Here is a 16,709-nt window from a genome sequence, read left to right as displayed (position 1 = left end):
CACATCGATCATGAGGAATTGAAATCGCAATCCTGCTAGACTTTGGACGCATCGTGAATGACTGATGTGTTGCGAGGAGTCCAAAGATGATGGGTGTCGTGTTGAGCCGATGGATGAAAACCGCGTGCGCGGTATTTGCAGGTTTCGTACTGCTTGAAAGTCTGGTTTCTCATGCAGCATCTGCTGCCGATGTTCCTAAAGGCGAGGTGACGAAGCACCAGTTTCGTTCCAGCAGAATCTTTCCGGGAACTGTACGGGATTTCTGGGTCTACGTTCCTCAGCAGTATACGGGCGAAAAGCCCGCCGCACTCTACGTGAATCAGGATGGAATTCAATACAACGCACCGGCGGTGTTTGATCAACTGATTGCTTCGGGCGACATGCCAGTCACGATTGGTGTCTTCGTCATGCACGGGAAGGTTCCCGCAGTCAACGGGGAAACACAACTCGATCGCTTCAATCGCAGCTTTGAATATGATGGCCTCGGTGATGGTTATGCTCGATTCCTGATCGACGAACTGTTGCCCGAAGTCGAAAAACTGAAAACCAGTGATGGTCGGCCGATCAAGCTTTCGAAAGACCCACATGATCGTGCGATTGGTGGTTCCAGCAGTGGGGCCATTTGCGCCTGGACAGTCGCCTGGGAACGCCCCGACTCCTTCCGCCGGGTCTTCAGTGCCATTGGAACTTATGTCGGTCTGCGCGGAGGCCAGAACTATCCGACATTGATTCGCAAGTACGAACCGAAACCTTTGAGAGTCTTTCTCGAAGACGGCACAAACGATCTGAACATTTATGGCGGCGACTGGTGGATCGCCAATCAGGCCATGGAGCGATCACTCGTTTTCGCCGGGTATGAAGTGAACCACTCCTGGGGTGATGGCGGCCACAATGGCAAGCACGCGACCGAGATTTTTCCCGAGGCAATGAAATGGCTCTGGAAGGATCACACCGCAGGTATCAAAGTTGGCAAGGGCTCTCCGCAATTGCAGGAGATTCTCATTCCCGGCGAAGAGTGGGAACTGGTGGGCGAAGGCTACAAGTTCACTGAAGGTCCGGCAGTCAATGCCCAGGGCGAAGTCTTTTTCAATGATGTCCCGAACTCGACGACCTACAAAGTTGGCAGCCAGGGTGTTGAAGTCTTTCGCAAAGAGACCAATAACGGAGACGGACAGGCCTTTGGCCCTGATGGCCGACTCTATACCGTCGCTGGAAAATCTCAGCAGATTGTGGCGACCAGTCCTGATGGGAAGGTGACAGAGATCGCCAAAGGATTCCGCGGCAACGATCTGGTAGTCCTGAATAGTGGCAATATCTATGTGACAGAGCCGGGCTGGTCAGGGACTGAGCCGAGCAAGATCTGGTTCATTCCCAAGTCAGGTGAAGCCAAAGTGGTTGATACCGGACTCAAATTCTCCAATGGAATTACCGTCTCACCGGATCAGGGCCTGCTGTATGTCTCGGACTCCAAATCACACTGGGTGTACAGCTACCAGATCCAGCCGGATGGAACACTCTCGTACAAACAGAAGTACTACCATCTGCACATGCCAGATACTGCTGACGACAGTGGTGCAGATGGCATGAGAACCGATAAGAACGGCCGATTGTGGGTCGCCACTCGCATGGGGCTACAGGTCTGCGATCAGGCGGGTCGGGTGAATTGCATCATTCCTTCACCCAATGGGAAAGTCTCCAATCTGACTTTTGGCGGCCCCGAGTTTGATACGCTGTTCATCACGGCAGGTGATCGGGTTTACAAGCGGAAGATCAAAGTCTCAGGGGCCAATGCCTGGCAGACACCCATCAAACCGGCAGCACCTCGGCTGTGATACGAATTTCAGAATTCAGGTTGATTTGTGTGCCATGCTTGCGGCTCTGAGCAAGCATGCGACTCTTCTCCTTCACGCATTATTAATCTCGGGGATGCCCATAGCTTAAAAAGTTGACGTGAGATATTTGCTAACGAAAACAGCGTCGGAGGGATGATGTTCAAATCATCTTTCCGACACTATTCACATTCAGTAACCATTTCAACCAAGTCGGCTGAAGACCATCAGCGTGATGTCGTCGTTCTGGGGGCGGTCATTGGCATGGCGGCGGACATCCTGCAGGAACAGCTACCGCACACAGACTTTATACGGATAAAAACTATCGCCTGGTTGACCATCCACCGGATCGCAAGGGCCAGATAAAGACATTCAACGCCTGCCACCCCATCTCCAACCAGCCATTTCCCAGCGACACTTCTAATCAGCAAGCCTTCAAAGTTGGCTGGAAATGATAGTCGCAAGTATCGCACACAAAGTGAGGTTCAATCGTCGATCCCCCCTTACATCCTGCGAAATCGACCTGGCAGGAAAGTGCGGCCTACAAACCAGAGTTTCTGCCAGACGGGTACTCGAATTCGCTGTTCGAAAACACGGAATTCGGCATGTTCAATCCGTTCCAGCAAAGTCTGGTAAGTATCGAGCATCACTCGAAGAATCGGCCTCCCCGGTGGCTCCAGTTCACTCACCAGCAGTGCGGCCTCCATGTAGTTAGCCCTGGTCACCTTGGCAAACTCCCGCATCGCACTGACAAACGGTGCCGTGTACGCCCTCTGTTTCAAATCATCGAGAGAATATTGATGCTGACGCAGTAATTCTTCTGGCAGGTAAACTCTCCCCAGAGCGAGATCACTGTTCACATCGCGCAGAATGTTGGTGTACTGCATGGCTCGGCCACAGGCGAGCGCCCGGGCGTGTGCTTGATCCCCTTTGAATCCCCAGATGTGAATACAGCACAGCCCCACAGCTCCCGCGACATGATAGGCATACTTTTCCAGCTCGGCCCAGCTTTTGAGTTGTACTGGATGTAAATCCATCTCGACTCCAGTGATCACATCATGCAGATAACTGGCCGGGATTTTGTACCTGGAAATCGTGTCCACCAGAGCCGGCATTAAAGGATGTGGCTGACTCTCGCCAGCAAGGGCAGCGTCCAGCATTTTTCGCCAGGCGATCAGTTGCTCAGTTCGCTCAGAGATCGATAGCCCCTCGTCATCCCCCAGGTCATCAGTCAGCCGCATGAAGCTGTATAAGGCTTCCATGGCCTGTCGCCGCTGACGATCCAGTGTGAAAAACGACCAGCGAAAATTGGATCGGGATCGCCTGGTGACCTCTTCAGCCCAATGGAAAGATTCCGCCAAACTGAGCGGGCGGGCAGACTGCGGTAAACTCTCGGATGCAGGGGCAGGAGCCATAAAACCTCTGGATTTCCGCAGACTGTTTCCCAAATCAAAACGATAATCGCGCAGGAGTACAAATGAAAATTTGTTTCTCTGCTGAGGATGACCCCCTGGAATCTAAACTGCTTCTTGATGGTTGCGTGCTGGCTTCCTGGGATGAGAGCTGTTCAGGAGAATGAACGCACAAGTCCCTACCCTGATTTGAAATCACGCCTGAATAACCGATTCAAAAAACTTCGCCCCAGCGCCATGATCAGCAATCGTCCACCATCCCACTTGGTGACTTTGGGCCTGGTTTCCAGAACCCGATAGTCGATCCTGGTAATCTTATCGAGAATGCATTCTCCGCCGCGAACAAACAAATCGACGTCCAACCGCAAGTCGTTGGTGACATGGTTCACAAGCGGCTTTCCCTTTTCAAAAAAGAGACGCGTTCGCTCCACTTGAAAAGTCATCAACTTTTGGAATGCTTCCGTCGAAACTCGCTCTCGAATCGTCTCCTCAGAAACACCAAACTCTTTCATCTCTGCCACCGGAAGGTAGATCCTGCCAATCTGATAGTCTCGCGCAACATCCTGCCAGAAGTTTGCCAGTTGCAATCCCGTACAAATCGCATCTGACCAGATGAAATTCTGCTCCGAAACATCCCGGCCCAGATACAACACGAGTCTCCCGACAGGGTTCGCACTTCTCTCACAATAGTTCAGCAGATCCTCAAATGTCTCATATCTCGTCTGGCACTGATCCTGCTCGAACGCAGATATCAGATCAACAAACGGCTGTAACGGAATTTCGAATTCTTGAATGGTCTTTTGTAGAGCAATCATCACTGGATGAGTGAGAGAGATTTCCCCGGATAACTCCTGGCCGCTGGCTACCTGGTGGCATAAGACCATCTGCTCGCGCCACCACTGGAGAAGCTGCAATGATCGAACGGGATTGTTGATTTCGTCTCCGAGATCATCCGACCAGCGGCAAAAGGCATAAACATTAAAAAATGGCTGATGCAGTTTTTTAGGCAAAAGCAGCGAAACAAGTGGGAAATTCTCGTAATGTCCCGTGGCCAGCTTTCGACAATAGCTCTCCGCCTCTGCCAGAGAACAGGCGTTTCGAGAACCTTGAGGTCCCCACTCCCTGATCTCTTCGTCGAAAGATCGCCACCGTTCCCGACTCTCAGGCATAAATCGTCCACCCAAAAGGAAAATTCGCTCTTCAACCTGTTCGCTGAGTTTTCCACCAACCGCTCTCGCTGATTCGATCCGGGTTGACAGAATTGCACGAATGCCTGGCAGATTCGCAAGCCCAGACGAGATTCTGACTTCGATCGGACCGAATCACAAATCAGCCCGGCAGATGCGAAATTCGTATCGATTCGTTATTCTTCACGAATATGAGTTGTCTGATTCACCTTTGCATTGATTGCATCTTCTCCCGTTGGATCAGACGATAATGCACAAATCGTTACGAAAGCGGCCACGAAATCAGATGGCCGCTTAAAGAGTCAACGATTGGTTTGTCGAGAACCGACTCCTGCGGAAAGTGCTCGCGCGATTTCCAGAATTTGTCTGCTTTAGTGCTCGAAGTGAAACTGTTTTATGTCGATTCCCAAAGTTGCTATCGTCGGTCGACCCAATGTCGGCAAAAGCTCAATTCTCAATTGGCTGGCCCAGAAGAGAATCTCGGTGGTTGACCCTACCGCCGGTGTCACACGTGATCGCGTCATGTATCTGATGCATGAAGGGGATCGTTATTTCGAACTGGTGGATACCGGCGGAATTGGAATTGTCGATGTGGACGACCTCAGTAACGAGATCGACTATCAGATCAACGTGGGGATTCAGGAAGCGGATCTGATCCTGTTTGTCGTCGATGGTTCAGCCGGTTTAACGGCACTCGATCTCGAAGTGTCACGACGGCTGCGGCCGATTTCAACACGCAAGCTGGTGGTCGTTAACAAGTGCGATTCGCCGAAGCTCGATCTTGAGTTGGGGCCCTTCTACGCTCTGGCCGACGGCCCGATTGTGGTCACGAGTGTTAAAGGAAATCGAAATCGCAATGACCTGATGGCTGCCATCCTGGAGAATCTTCCGGATGCCAATGCCGACGAACAGCAGGAGGGAGAGCAGGATACCGCCGAACCCGAGCTGAAACTGGCGATTGTTGGTCGCCGGAATGTGGGCAAGAGCACGTTTGTGAATTCGCTGGCTGAGACGGAGCGAATGATCGTCAGTGAGATTCCCGGTACGACGCGCGACAGTGTCGATGTGCGATTTGAACTCGATGGGAAATCGTTCGTCGCAATTGATACACCCGGCGTTCGCAAGCGAAAGTCTCTGGCGAACGATATCGAGTGGTATGGCCTTGCCAGAGCCAAACGCAGTATCCGCCGTGCGAATGTCGTGCTCATGTTCTTCGATTGCACACAGCCCATCTCACGCGTCGATAAACAACTGGTGCATGAGATCTACGAGTATCACAAACCCTGTATTTTTGTGGTCAATAAATGGGATCTGCATGGCGACCAGGAAATGGAAGCCTGGAATGAGTACCTGCTGCAGAACTTTGCCAGCATGCGGCATGTCCCTCTGGCCTTCATTACCGGGATGACCGGGAAGAACGTCAAAAAGCTGATCAATCTTGCACAGTCAATCTTCAAGCAGGCATTGATGCGTATTGGCACAGGCGAACTCAATCGGCTGGTCAAAAAAGCGGTCAAGAACTGGCCGCCACCGATGCGGCAGAATCGTAACGTTAAGCTGTACTATGCGACTCAAGTGGCTGCTGAGCCCCCCACCATCGTCTTAAAATGTAATGACGCTAACCTGCTGGATGACAGTTGGAAGCGTTACCTGCTGGGCGTCTTTCGAGAAGAACTTCCCTTCAAGGAAGTTCCTATCAAGCTGTATTTCCGCAGTCGAGAGACAGACTCTGCAGGTCGACTTAAGCCGCAAAACCAGGATGACCGCAACGAAATGCAGGAAGTTTTTGATTCCGAAATCGACGATTTCGAGGATGAAGAAACGCTCTATGATGGCGAACTCGATTTTGATGCAGGCCCTGCCAGCGCACATGATGAACAGGATTAAGCCATGCATCCTGCAACCAGCAAATCCTCCGTTGAAGAGATCCGGAATCGCTTCGATCAGGATGTCGAGCGATTCTCGAACCTTGAGACAGGCCAGACGTCGACGATCGATGCGGCGTATTGCCTCGATCTGATTGCACGCGTCGCTCAGGTGACGACACCCCATGCGCAAGAGCTGCTCGATATTGGCTGTGGGGCTGGCAACTTTTCTTTGAAGTTGCTCCAGACGATCCCCAGGATGAACGTGACCCTAATCGACCTGAGTGAACCGATGCTCCACCGGGCATGCTCTCGACTGGAAACCTCCACCGCTCAAACGATCTCTTCGATTCAGGGTGATATTCGAGAGCTGGAGCTTCCTCCACAGAAATTTGATCTCGTGGTCGCTGCGGCCGTCCTGCATCATTTACGAACTGAGGACGAGTGGGCCCTCGTCTTCCGAAAAATCTATAACGCGATGCAGCCAGGCGGATGGTACTGGATTTTTGATCTGGTCGACAGTTCGACGCATGAAATCGAACTCGTCATGAGGTCGATCTACGGCGACTATCTCACCCAACTAAAAGATGCTGCCTATTGCCAGCATGTTTTCGATTACATCGCCAAAGAAGATACGCCCAAACCCGTTGTCGATCAGCTTTTCAAGCTGAGTGCTGTCGGCTTTGAATCACTGGAAATTCTGCACAAGAACGTCTCGTTTGCTGCTTTTGGCGGCCGCAAACCCCTCTCTTCAGCAGTCACTCAACTCTGATTTTTAGAGGCCAGTTTGGCTAGCCGCTCCTGCACTCGCGAGAAGTTATGCAGCCAGCGGTCATAATCCTGCGTTTTGAACTGGAAGAACTCCAGAACTTCCTTGTGCGGCAATACAAGAAAGCGATTGAGCTCAATCGCTTCAAAAGCGGCCTCAGCGACCTGCTCAGCCGTCAAAGCACTCATGTGCAGGAACTGATGAATCGGATCATCCAGGTCCAGAAAGTCAGTCGCGACTCCTGCGGGACAAAGGCAGTGAAGCTGTACCCCTTGTCGTCGGTAATGAACAGACAGCCATTCGGCAATGGCAATGCTCCCATGTTTGGTGACAGAGTACGCCAAGGAACCAATTTCCGTCAGAACTCCAGCCGCTGATGCTGTCACAACAAAAGCACCACTCCCCTTTTGAGCCATGTGAGGAATGGTCAATCGCGCCAGCTCGACATGCGAGAGCACATTGATCTGCCAGAGCTTGTTCCAGTCGTCCAGAGAGGTTTCAAGTCCACCCTTGGCTGTTGCACCGGCATTGGAAAAAACAATATCAATCGAACCGTACTTCTCGATGATGTGATCTGTCAGTTTTGCTAATTCTGAGGATACGCAGACATCACAGCAGATCGCTTCAGCGGCAGACTCGCAACGTGCAGAAACAGATTCTGCAAAACTCTGGTCTCGATCTGCCACAATCACCACACGAGGGGATTGCTGGGAGGCTTTGATCGCCAGAGCCTCACCAATCCCTTTTCCTCCACCCGTGACCAGTACGACCTGGTTAGATATCTGCATTCCTGACTCCCGGGGCCCACGCTACAAAAATGCAGATTCAGGCCTTACTCCACCTTCGAGCTCGATCTTTGAAGATAAAAAACAAATCTTGCTTTTCTGTAAAGACAGTTTATCAAAAATGAAAAAGCCCGAGATTTCTCCCGGGCCATTCGCAGTCAGTTGAGATCGAATGCAGACGGATTTTCTAAAGGCGATCCTTCTCTCCTTGCATTCTCGTTCAATGGCATGTTCACCACAGGAACGCCAGTTCGAGTATTCCGGATCGCTACAGCTTCCGACCAAAGTTCACACGCACTCGTGTCCCCAGGGGAAGGTCGGGCCATTCGCGTCCACTCGCTTCCACCCGTACATCGATCGGCACATCATGCACAGAGCTGGCCACGACGCTTTCAGCCCTTAAAGGAATATCGACAACCGTTCCTTGTCGTATCTGATTGCCGGGGAAAATCAGCTCGACTTTGCTCCCCTTCGAAACCTGTGAGATATCCTTTGATGGAATCGACGCCAGCAGGTATCTGCGATCCTGATCAACAAGATCCAGCAGTTTCTGGCCCGCAGTCACGATATCTCCTGCTTTGAGATTCAAATCACTGACTGTTCCATAATTCTCACTGAGAATGGTGACTCCCTGCTTTTTCGCAGTGAGGTCAGACAATTCAAACTCAATTCGCTGAACTTTAGCCTTCGCGACTTCTACACCATGAGCTTTTTGGATTAACTGAACCAGATCTTTATCCAGCTCTTTGAGATCGATTAAACGCTTCTCACAGATCTGCAATTGAACAGAAATGGCCTCCACAGTGGTCGCTGCGGCATCCTGAGCCACCAGTGCCCGGAGACGTTCTTCATCAGGAAGCGATTTGTCAAAAATGATCGACCCGGCTTCGGCCTTCAGACTGACTAACGTCGTCACCGGATTCAATCGCTTCAGGTAATCCTGCCACGCCACATGCTCCACCTGCTTTTGGAACTGAGATTGCAGCAGCTCGGCGGCTCGCAATTGAGCATCGAACTCGGCAGCTTTGAGTTCTCTTCGGCGCCATTCGAGATCGACAGCCGCTTCGGCCCTGGAGCGTTCCACTTCGGCTTTGGCCTCAGTCAGTTGCTGCTCAAGTGTTGCAATTCGCTCAATCACATTCGGATCAAGCACAGTGATCAATGGTTGACCAACGGCAACGACAGCCCCCGGCGTGACGTGTACTTGCGAAATCTGTGCAGAACGTTCGGCACGTACGACCGAAATCTGCGCTTCAAGCGCCCCCTGGCAATGCTTTGACTCCATCAGATCTAAACCGGCAGTCAGCGTTGCTCCCGCACCTAGCACGAGAAAAGCCATCAGAGCCAGCCGGATGGTGGGCACGGGAACCGGTGGCTGAACAGTGATATCCACCGAAGATTGAAGTGTTGTCGTCGCAGCCGTCATAAAGTCCTCCTCGTTGCCTGAGAGGGGAATCGGCACGCAGACCAACAACTGATTGCTGAAGTCACAACCGTTACGAAGAGAATTTGAAGAGTGACCGTTAAAGTTTACCTAACCGGAACGTCACACGGGAAAAGCCAGCTCCCAGACCTGATCTCTGGCAGCAAAAACTGCCGTTTTCATGATCCCGGGAGATCCGAAGCAACGCCTTATGGCTGCAACAATCGTTGGTGCTGAGTATTTTGATGCTTCGGAAAGGATTTTCTTTCCTTGCCTTAAACTTTTTCCACACCTCGGATCAGAACAGCATCACCTCGGCCAGAGCCTCTTCAGGGAGTTCTTGAAATGATGGTTGCGAACTCAACTTCGTCCGACACTGATTTCCCGATCATCGATACGCACCAGCATCTGTGGGATCTCGATTTATTCGAACTGCGATGGCTGAAAAAGGATCCTCAGGCTTTAGCCGCAGCACAACCTCTCGGGAAGAGCCATCGACCACACGATTATGAGGCAGCAGCCAAAGGCTTAGGGATCGTCAAAAGCATCTACATGGAAGTAGATGTCGTCTTTGAGCAGCAGACCCAGGAGGTCGAGTATGTCACAGCGCTGTGCAAAGACCCGCAAAACCTGATGTGTGGTGCCGTCGTCTCAGGTTGCCCAGGCACACCGGGCTTTGAAAAATGGGTGACCTATTTGAGCAAAAACCGCTGGATCAAGGGGGTGCGCCGAGTCCTGCATGCTGATGACACACCCCGAGGCACCTGCACTCAGCCTGAGTTTATTCGCAGCATGCAGCAACTGGGTCAGCACAACCTGAGCTTCGACTTTTGTATTCGACCCGGTGAATTGAAGGATGCGGCGCTGGTCGCCAAAGCCTGTCCAGAGACTCGTTTTATCCTTGATCATTGTGGCAACATGCCCGTCCACGGAGCCAGCCCCGAGTTGCGAAACCTCTGGCAGGATGGCCTTAAAGCTCTTGCCGATCAGGAAAACGTCGTCTGCAAGATCTCAGGAATCGTCGCGAGTACTCAAGATGAAAACTGGAGACCCGCCGACCTGAAGCCAGTCATTGAGACCACAATTGAAACTTTTGGAATTCATCGGGTCATGTTTGCCAGTGACTGGCCCGTCTGTACGACCAGATCATCGCTTGGGCGTTGGATATCAGCCCTTAAGGAAATTGTCACTCATCGCTCCATCGAACAGCAACGACGCTTGTTCCATGACAACGCCCTGGCCTTTTATGGTTTGGCCGATTGATTCTTGAGAATGAGCAGTAAACGGACACGATCGGTATCAGAAACCTCCGGAGGCAATGTCGTCTCGATCCATCTCGAACGCGAATTTTCTCCAGACTGGTCTGCCGTGAAGATGCGGTTCTCGGGAGCCAGCGCACTGATGGTCTCGGAAATGCTCCCCGCAGCCAGCGGTGTCGCTAAAGGGACAGGCAATGCCGCTGCCATCGGGGCATTTGACCCAGGTAATTGACCTGCTGAAGGCTCAGCGTGAAAACTCATCGTTGCAGAGTTTCTTGAACGCTGGGTGTGGTTCTCTGATAAAGCCCGATACGCGTCCGACCTGGGTTCTGGCATGCGAAATTCAACAGCTTGCCGATACGCATACCCTGAATCCAATTGTGGTAACTTTGGTAGAGCAAAAGATTGCCGCGTCGTCTGATCGTTCCAAACTCCATTCGAAGAGGTGTTCAGATTCGCTTCAGATGGAGATTGTTCTTTAGCAGCCACCGGGCTTTCAGCCAGATGTTGGGGATCATTCCTCTTCGCCAGCGATGGCTGATTTGGCGTCGCCATTCCAGCGATTTGACGAGGCAACCCGGCGTGGCTTTCTGAAGCAATCCCAGACTCTGGCCCAGTCGAGTAATTCAATTGGGGAAGCGGGATCGGTACGGCCTCAACCAACAGAGGAGCATGAACGCGTTCTTGCTCAGGTTTCTGATCTTCCGTGATGTCGTTCTGAACATGTCTCAACATGCGCTCTGGAGAATTTGCAGACTTCATGGAATTGGTTGTTTGTGCGGATTGATTCTCGGTAACTGCCAGAGCGAGACCATGCTCTGGAGATCCACTAATTTGCTGAGTAAACCAGCGCTCCGTCAGATTCAGAAGACCTGCTTGAAAATGCTCTTCTTGAGCAGGTTGCATCTCACTCAGTGACTTCTGGACATTCTCGGTTTCAAGGGGCTGCCCTGCTCTTGCAGGAGCTCCCATGGCAATCGCAGCTTCAGCAACAATCTGAGGGTTGGATTCACTTGGTGCAACGGGTGTTGCCGGCTTCAAATCAGCAACAAAATCGTTGTCAACCGGTGTTCGCACGCTCCTGGTCAGTTCCAAGGTTGGCTCCAACTCTAAAGGTGAGCGGAGTCGAGCCTCGGCGAGTAATCCGTCCTGTTCGAGTTCAGTCAACACTCGAGCCAGGCTCGATTTGGTCACATCGAGATAAATGGCCACGATCGCACTCGATTTTTCATTGACTGGCGAAACTTCCGGAGATTCAACAAGAACTCGGTAGGGGCGCGCATTCGGCAACGGCTTGTCGAGCACATTCGCATCTGCTGCCATGCTTGAAACTGCATTCGCTGCAAAATTCTCGCTACTACCAAACGCTGACTGATGGTCGACATCTGAGGCATGCACCGGTTGATGCATGATCATCTGATTCTGCCTGATCTCTGCAGCAGAATCGCCAACAACAATCGAGTTCTCAGCCAGCCGATCCAAAACTTTTAGCGACATGGCTTCCGGTTGCCTGGCATCAACTTCCAGCACTGCCACCATCCGGGGAGCTGCCGCCAGATAGGGGACCAGATCACCAATGGAAACCCGATTGACCGGGACACGATCCTGCTGATTTTGCGTTAATACCTGATTGGATTCTCCCGCTTTTCGAGCAGTCTGCTGATCCATGAAAAATGAGTTAGATGCACTGGTCGAATCCTTGGTAACAACCGAAGGCGGCTTTATCGCATGACGTGAAGCTGCCAGGGAATGGGCGACTTGATCCTGCTTTCGACTGGCAGCGGGAGCATCCTGCTCGGCAGGCTTGGCCGACCCGACTTCTACGGAGAATGATTCCAGTCTTCCCACCCCGCCACGGGCCAACGACTCTGAATCACCTTTGATCCATTGACCTTCAAGTCTATCCAAAAAGCCGGAAGACGCAGGAGAAACCTGGTTATCGGCAATCACGCCTTCGGCAAAAAATGAAGACCCCGGAGTGTTTGGCCGAAATCCAATTGCAAACACAGCCGCAGTTGCCAGCGACGCACACAAGGCCGCCCACGCTTCGCGCGACCAACCCGACTGCTTCCACGATACTGTCGAGAATTGCGGCTTCCATTGAAATTTTTTGCCCTGAAGGATCGCATCGTCCTTGAGGAGTGACTTCTGGTGACGAAAGACCTCAGCCAGGTCGCGGGCTTCGGCCGAACTGCTCAACAGCTTCTCGACTTCCAACGACTCCATGGAGGAGGATTCACCATCCACCCAGGCGGAGATTGCTTCAGTTTCTTCCGGTCTCAACATGCTTCTGTTTCCAACCCAACTGCCAGTTTTAACAGGCTCTTTGTTCCTGCCTTAACAGTCGCTCCATTCGACCTCGAAATTCTTGTCTTGCCCGATGAATCCGGCTGCGGACTGTCCCGACCGGGCAATCCACGACACGAGCGATTTCTTCATAACTCATCTCTTCCAGATCGGTGAGCACCAGCACTGTTCGAAACGACTCTTCCATGGCGTCCATGGCTGCCTGCACGACCCGTTGCTGATCTCGCACCTGCAGGCTGTGACTGGGATCGACATCGGCACGTTGATCTTCCAGATCATCGCCGATCGCGTCCCGCACGGCATCCAGTGAGACCGAAGCCTTCAATTGCCTTTTGGATGAGCGCAACAGATTCAAGGCAATTCGAAACACCCACGAATAAAACTGCGATTCGCCACGGAATTTGGAGATCGCTCGCCAGGCGCGCGTAAACGCTTCCTGGCAAATATCTTCAGCATCCTCCGGAGAGCCCGAAATTCGCGTCATCGACCGGAAAAGACGCTGCTCGTACCGTCTCACAAGGAGGGTAAAGCCCTCCGTATGACCGGTTTGTGCGGCTTGAATCAATTCTTCGTCAGTGAGCGTCTGCACGGAACTCAATCAATCCAGAAAGGAACTGGAGCAGTCGTCATTACCGATCACGACACAGCCGTGAATTCAGCGTGTCTGGAATGTGAGTCTTGAGATTCCCCAGAGAAGTTCCAGAGAAACCACTCGTGGCCGTACGATTTAGTCAACTTGATAAAAACTCAACTGGGAACTGACTCTGTGAGTCTTTTTCGCTGCAACTTTTGTGCACAGAAGAACACATACACTAAAAGTGCGCAAACACAAATTCCTACACCTAAACTCACCCATTGCGAAATCGTCAGCGAGGTCGAAAATTGCCCCTCTTCGTCGCTTCTCAGGAGTTCAATCAGATAGCGTGTGATGGAATACGTCAGCACCGCCAGGCCAAACACAGCGCCATGCCGGGTGCGGTACGGGTAGTACAAATACGCTGCCAAAGCGATGATAAATCCATCGATCGCACTGTAGATTTGTGTTGGTTGCAGCCAGGGAGTAGCCAATTCAACAGGACTGATGACACCCCGGTACAAGAATTCGCTGTAGGTCACACTCGAGCCTGGAAACTGAATTCCAAAGGGGAGATGACAGACGTCTCCGTAACAGCAACCATTGAGCAGACAACCAATCCGGCCAAAACCGACGCCCACAAAGATCGATGGTGTGATGATGTCAGCCAGTTGAAGTGGATTAATCCGGTTCCAGTAGCAGAACACAAAATAGGCGACTGTTCCCATCAGTAACCCGCCAAAGAGGACAATTCCTCCCTGGGATAAATTCACAAACGACAGCACATTTTCCAGCAGTGTGTTCCCCGTGAAGACTTTCCCGGGATACTGCACGGCAAAGAAAAGACGGGCGCCAATTAACCCGGGAATAAAAATCGCCACCGCCAGATCCCAGATTTTTTCAGGTGGTAACCCCTGCTCTGCCGCTCGCCTGGTGGCCAGGAACACGGCCGTCGTAAAGCCGATAAACAGCATCAGGCCATAACCAAAAAACGGGATCCCCTCGGGCGCAAATCTTGGCCCAATCGTGGGAGCCATCCAGATCGCCACTCCCGCAGCTCCCCAGATTCCCACGGCCAGTGGATCTCGAAGCAGGTCAGAGACCCGGCCTTGCCACGCCATATGGCCAACAATAACCGCTCCCAATAAGGCCCAGACGAAGAGCACAATCCCCAACCCAAAGGTGGGAATCTCCACGCCCCCAATCGTCAGATGATCCCAGGGGATACGGAACAAGACCTGGAGCATGGTTCATCTTTCAGAAGGCCTGGACGTTCTTAGCAGAATCGAATGAAGCGGAGAAAGTGTATCAATCACTCTCAACGATCTGTTTCGCATTCCCCAGGAGCAGATTATCAATCAGCCGGGTGGTTCCTAACCGGCAGGCCACCAGGGCAACAGCTCCCGTATCAATCGTCTCCAGTGGTTTTAATGTTTCGGGATCGACAATAGCGACATAATCGATGTCGAGAGCCGGGACTTCGGCGATTGTTGTTTTAATGGCATTTTCCAGGACGGCTGGGGATCGTTCACCAGCCTGCCAGAGGTTTTCGGATTTCGCGAGACCACGATAAATCTGAGTTGCCTGAGATCGCTGCTCGCTGGTCAGGTAAGCGTTGCGACTGCTCATTGCCAGGCCATCAGATTCTCGAATCGTGCTGCAGGTTCGGATTCTGACAGGCTGATCCAGATCCTGCACCATCCTCCGGAGAATCGCCTGCTGCTGATAATCCTTCTGGCCAAAAAAAGCGAATTGGGGCTGAACGATATTGAAAAGTTTCGTCACGACCGTGGTCACACCCTGAAAATGTGTGGGCCGCAATCGCCCCTCCCAGAGCGTCGTCAAAGAAGAGACCGACACCGTGGTCTGAGAAAGCGGCGGATACATTTCAGCGACAGTCGGCACAAAGACCAGATCCACACCACTCGCTCGACACAATTCCAGATCATGTTCCAGCGGTCGCGGATAACGACTCAAATCTTCCGTGGGTGCAAACTGAGTCGGATTGACAAAGATACTGGCGACTGAAATCTCCACCTGCGGGCGACAGATCTCCATCAAGCTGACATGACCGGCATGGAGCGCCCCCATGGTGGGTACGAACCCGGTTCGTCCTCCAAATTGCCGCAGCTTTGACAACTCCTTGCGACATTCGGCAATCGTCTCGACAACCCTCACTGATCGCCTTCCTGAACTTTACTCGTCGATGTTTCCATTCGACGAGAGCTGCTTGCGCAGCATACTGATTGGCAAATCCATGAACTCTCGGGATGGTTCAAACGAGAGGTTACTTGAATTTGTACTGAGGATTATCCACCGAGAAATCGATGTTTTTCAGACCCAGATTCGTTCTCAACGAAACATAGGAGTACTCTTCAACCAACGGTGGAGACTGATCTCCCGACTGAGGAAAGCCGTACTGCTCAACACGAAGTGGCAGCCTGGTGGCTTTATCGAGAAACAGCCTGGTCATGTGAAATCGAAACTGATTCCGCGGCTTGGGATGAGTTGACTCAATGACTTCCACATTAATGTCTTTGCCCAGTTTGGCATTCCGATAAAAATTGACTTCGACCTCACCGTACCGGGCTTCACTCTCCCACTGTTTGATGACCTGATCCAGCAGGCTGTGAATGCCGAGCATGGTAATCGGATAGCGATTTTCAGCCATGGCGTCGGGACCATCAATCGGGAGTGAAACCGTCCCGATCATCGACAGGACGCCCGTTTCATGGCCTTGCAGCATGTTTTTGTTCTGCCCCTCGACGAAGATCACCTCACGCCCTTCATTGGGCTTGATGAACTTCATGTAGACACTGAAAGGCTGCTTGCGAATGCGAACATAGCAGACTTGTGGTTTCAGTTTTCCGTTAATCAATTCCCGCTTGCTGAATGTCGCGTCGTAATCGACCACATCCTTCAGCGCTTCGCGGGACTCATAAGCCAGCTTTAAGGCAGGTGCCAGAGGGTGGGCTTCACTGATTTCTGTCGGGGGATTGACTGCCGCCGGGGCTTGCTGTGCCAGAGTGCGACCTGAAACTGCCAGCAAAAGTAATCCCGCACAGCCAGCCAGCAGACTGGCCCTGACAAAACGAGCGTTTGACGGTCTATCGATATCCAACCACATGCCAATCCCTCCGTGGTGGAAATTGCTGCCTTGCAATTTCCACAATATCAGTCCTATTGGCACGTTATACGCTCAGAGGATTTTGGGCAATCGAAGTTTCGATGAAGCTTGCTGCAAAATGAAGTTGTTCAACTCGAACAAGGCATCATCGCCTGCCCGAAATGCAATTTTT

The 16,709-nt window shown here is 52.0% G+C and carries 13 protein-coding genes; 4 read left to right on the top strand and 9 right to left on the bottom strand.

Annotated elements, in window-relative coordinates; genetic code table 11:
* Positions 1 to 113 precede the first annotated feature (113 nt).
* A complete protein-coding gene (locus A6X21_RS22115) occupies positions 114 to 1,832 on the top strand; it encodes an SMP-30/gluconolactonase/LRE family protein (protein ID WP_068853394.1) in 1,719 nt (572 codons plus the stop codon).
* A 500-nt stretch (positions 1,833 to 2,332) separates the two neighbouring features.
* On the opposite strand, the gene A6X21_RS22105 is transcribed toward A6X21_RS22115, so the two are convergent.
* Both A6X21_RS22105 and hpnC read right to left on the bottom strand, forming a co-directional pair.
* Complete coding sequence (locus tag A6X21_RS22105; RefSeq protein ID WP_068852962.1) at positions 2,333 to 3,244, bottom strand: phytoene/squalene synthase family protein; 912 nt, start codon at positions 3,242 to 3,244, stop codon at positions 2,333 to 2,335.
* Between the two features lie 176 nt (positions 3,245 to 3,420).
* Positions 3,421 to 4,410: a squalene synthase HpnC gene (gene hpnC, locus A6X21_RS22100; RefSeq protein ID WP_068852959.1), complete on the bottom strand. Its 990-nt coding sequence runs from the start codon at positions 4,408 to 4,410 to the stop codon at positions 3,421 to 3,423.
* A 414-nt stretch (positions 4,411 to 4,824) separates the two neighbouring features.
* Between hpnC and der the strand changes: the two genes are divergently transcribed.
* Together der and A6X21_RS22090 are read left to right on the top strand one after the other, a co-directional pair.
* Entirely contained in the window at positions 4,825 to 6,315 is a 1,491-nt protein-coding gene (der, locus tag A6X21_RS22095) for a ribosome biogenesis GTPase Der (RefSeq protein ID WP_068852957.1), read from the top strand.
* Positions 6,316 to 6,318: 3 nt separating this feature from the next.
* Positions 6,319 to 7,065 (top strand): class I SAM-dependent methyltransferase, encoded by a 747-nt coding sequence (locus A6X21_RS22090; protein ID WP_068852954.1) that lies wholly within the window; start codon positions 6,319 to 6,321, stop codon positions 7,063 to 7,065.
* Here A6X21_RS22090 and A6X21_RS22085 read toward each other — a convergent pair.
* The gene (locus A6X21_RS22085; RefSeq protein WP_068852951.1) at positions 7,056 to 7,850 is read right to left on the bottom strand and encodes an SDR family NAD(P)-dependent oxidoreductase; all 795 of its coding nucleotides are present in this window, start codon (positions 7,848 to 7,850) and stop codon (positions 7,056 to 7,058) included. The genes A6X21_RS22090 and A6X21_RS22085 overlap by 10 nt on opposite strands.
* Positions 7,851 to 8,115: 265 nt before the next feature.
* Positions 8,116 to 9,273: an HlyD family secretion protein gene (locus A6X21_RS22075; RefSeq protein ID WP_068852945.1), complete on the bottom strand. Its 1,158-nt coding sequence runs from the start codon at positions 9,271 to 9,273 to the stop codon at positions 8,116 to 8,118.
* A gap of 342 nt (positions 9,274 to 9,615) precedes the next feature.
* On the opposite strand from A6X21_RS22075, the gene A6X21_RS22070 reads away from it, so the two are divergent.
* The gene (locus A6X21_RS22070; protein WP_240490370.1) at positions 9,616 to 10,533 is read left to right on the top strand and encodes an amidohydrolase family protein; all 918 of its coding nucleotides are present in this window, start codon (positions 9,616 to 9,618) and stop codon (positions 10,531 to 10,533) included.
* Here the strand turns inward: A6X21_RS22070 and A6X21_RS22065 are convergent.
* From A6X21_RS22065 to A6X21_RS22045, 5 genes are all read right to left on the bottom strand, one after another.
* On the bottom strand, positions 10,515 to 12,815 hold the full coding sequence (locus A6X21_RS22065; protein WP_068852939.1) for a hypothetical protein: 2,301 nt from the start codon (positions 12,813 to 12,815) through the stop codon (positions 10,515 to 10,517). The genes A6X21_RS22070 and A6X21_RS22065 overlap by 19 nt on opposite strands.
* Positions 12,816 to 12,843: 28 nt before the next feature.
* Positions 12,844 to 13,425: a sigma-70 family RNA polymerase sigma factor gene (locus A6X21_RS22060; protein WP_068852936.1), complete on the bottom strand. Its 582-nt coding sequence runs from the start codon at positions 13,423 to 13,425 to the stop codon at positions 12,844 to 12,846.
* 158 nt (positions 13,426 to 13,583) lie between these two features.
* The gene (locus tag A6X21_RS22055) at positions 13,584 to 14,657 is read right to left on the bottom strand and encodes a prolipoprotein diacylglyceryl transferase (RefSeq protein ID WP_068852933.1); all 1,074 of its coding nucleotides are present in this window, start codon (positions 14,655 to 14,657) and stop codon (positions 13,584 to 13,586) included.
* Positions 14,658 to 14,718: 61 nt separating this feature from the next.
* Positions 14,719 to 15,588 (bottom strand): pantoate--beta-alanine ligase, encoded by an 870-nt coding sequence (panC, locus tag A6X21_RS22050; protein ID WP_068852930.1) that lies wholly within the window; start codon positions 15,586 to 15,588, stop codon positions 14,719 to 14,721.
* Between the two features lie 109 nt (positions 15,589 to 15,697).
* Positions 15,698 to 16,537 (bottom strand): DUF1571 domain-containing protein, encoded by an 840-nt coding sequence (locus tag A6X21_RS22045; RefSeq protein WP_068852928.1) that lies wholly within the window; start codon positions 16,535 to 16,537, stop codon positions 15,698 to 15,700.
* Between the last annotated feature and the right edge of the window lie 172 nt (positions 16,538 to 16,709).

The organism is Planctopirus hydrillae, from assembly GCF_001707835.1.
GTDB lineage: Bacteria > Planctomycetota > Planctomycetia > Planctomycetales > Planctomycetaceae > Planctopirus > Planctopirus hydrillae.
Note: the sequence above shows the minus strand (reverse complement) of the source record. Positions and strands in the feature narration are given on the sequence as shown.

Excerpts from the sequence above, each read along its gene's own strand:
- A6X21_RS22115 (WP_068853394.1), top strand. The coding sequence starts at position 114 with ATGAAAACCGCGTGCGCGGTATTTGCAGGTTTCGTACTGCTTGAAAGT.
- A6X21_RS22105 (WP_068852962.1), bottom strand. The coding sequence starts at position 3,244 with ATGGCTCCTGCCCCTGCATCCGAGAGTTTACCGCAGTCTGCCCGCCCG.
- hpnC (WP_068852959.1), bottom strand. The coding sequence starts at position 4,410 with ATGCCTGAGAGTCGGGAACGGTGGCGATCTTTCGACGAAGAGATCAGG.
- der (WP_068852957.1), top strand. The coding sequence starts at position 4,825 with ATGTCGATTCCCAAAGTTGCTATCGTCGGTCGACCCAATGTCGGCAAA.
- A6X21_RS22090 (WP_068852954.1), top strand. The coding sequence starts at position 6,319 with ATGCATCCTGCAACCAGCAAATCCTCCGTTGAAGAGATCCGGAATCGC.
- A6X21_RS22085 (WP_068852951.1), bottom strand. The coding sequence starts at position 7,850 with ATGCAGATATCTAACCAGGTCGTACTGGTCACGGGTGGAGGAAAAGGG.
- A6X21_RS22075 (WP_068852945.1), bottom strand. The coding sequence starts at position 9,273 with ATGACGGCTGCGACGACAACACTTCAATCTTCGGTGGATATCACTGTT.
- A6X21_RS22070 (WP_240490370.1), top strand. The coding sequence starts at position 9,616 with ATGATGGTTGCGAACTCAACTTCGTCCGACACTGATTTCCCGATCATC.
- A6X21_RS22065 (WP_068852939.1), bottom strand. The coding sequence starts at position 12,815 with ATGTTGAGACCGGAAGAAACTGAAGCAATCTCCGCCTGGGTGGATGGT.
- A6X21_RS22055 (WP_068852933.1), bottom strand. The coding sequence starts at position 14,657 with ATGCTCCAGGTCTTGTTCCGTATCCCCTGGGATCATCTGACGATTGGG.
- A6X21_RS22045 (WP_068852928.1), bottom strand. The coding sequence starts at position 16,537 with ATGTGGTTGGATATCGATAGACCGTCAAACGCTCGTTTTGTCAGGGCC.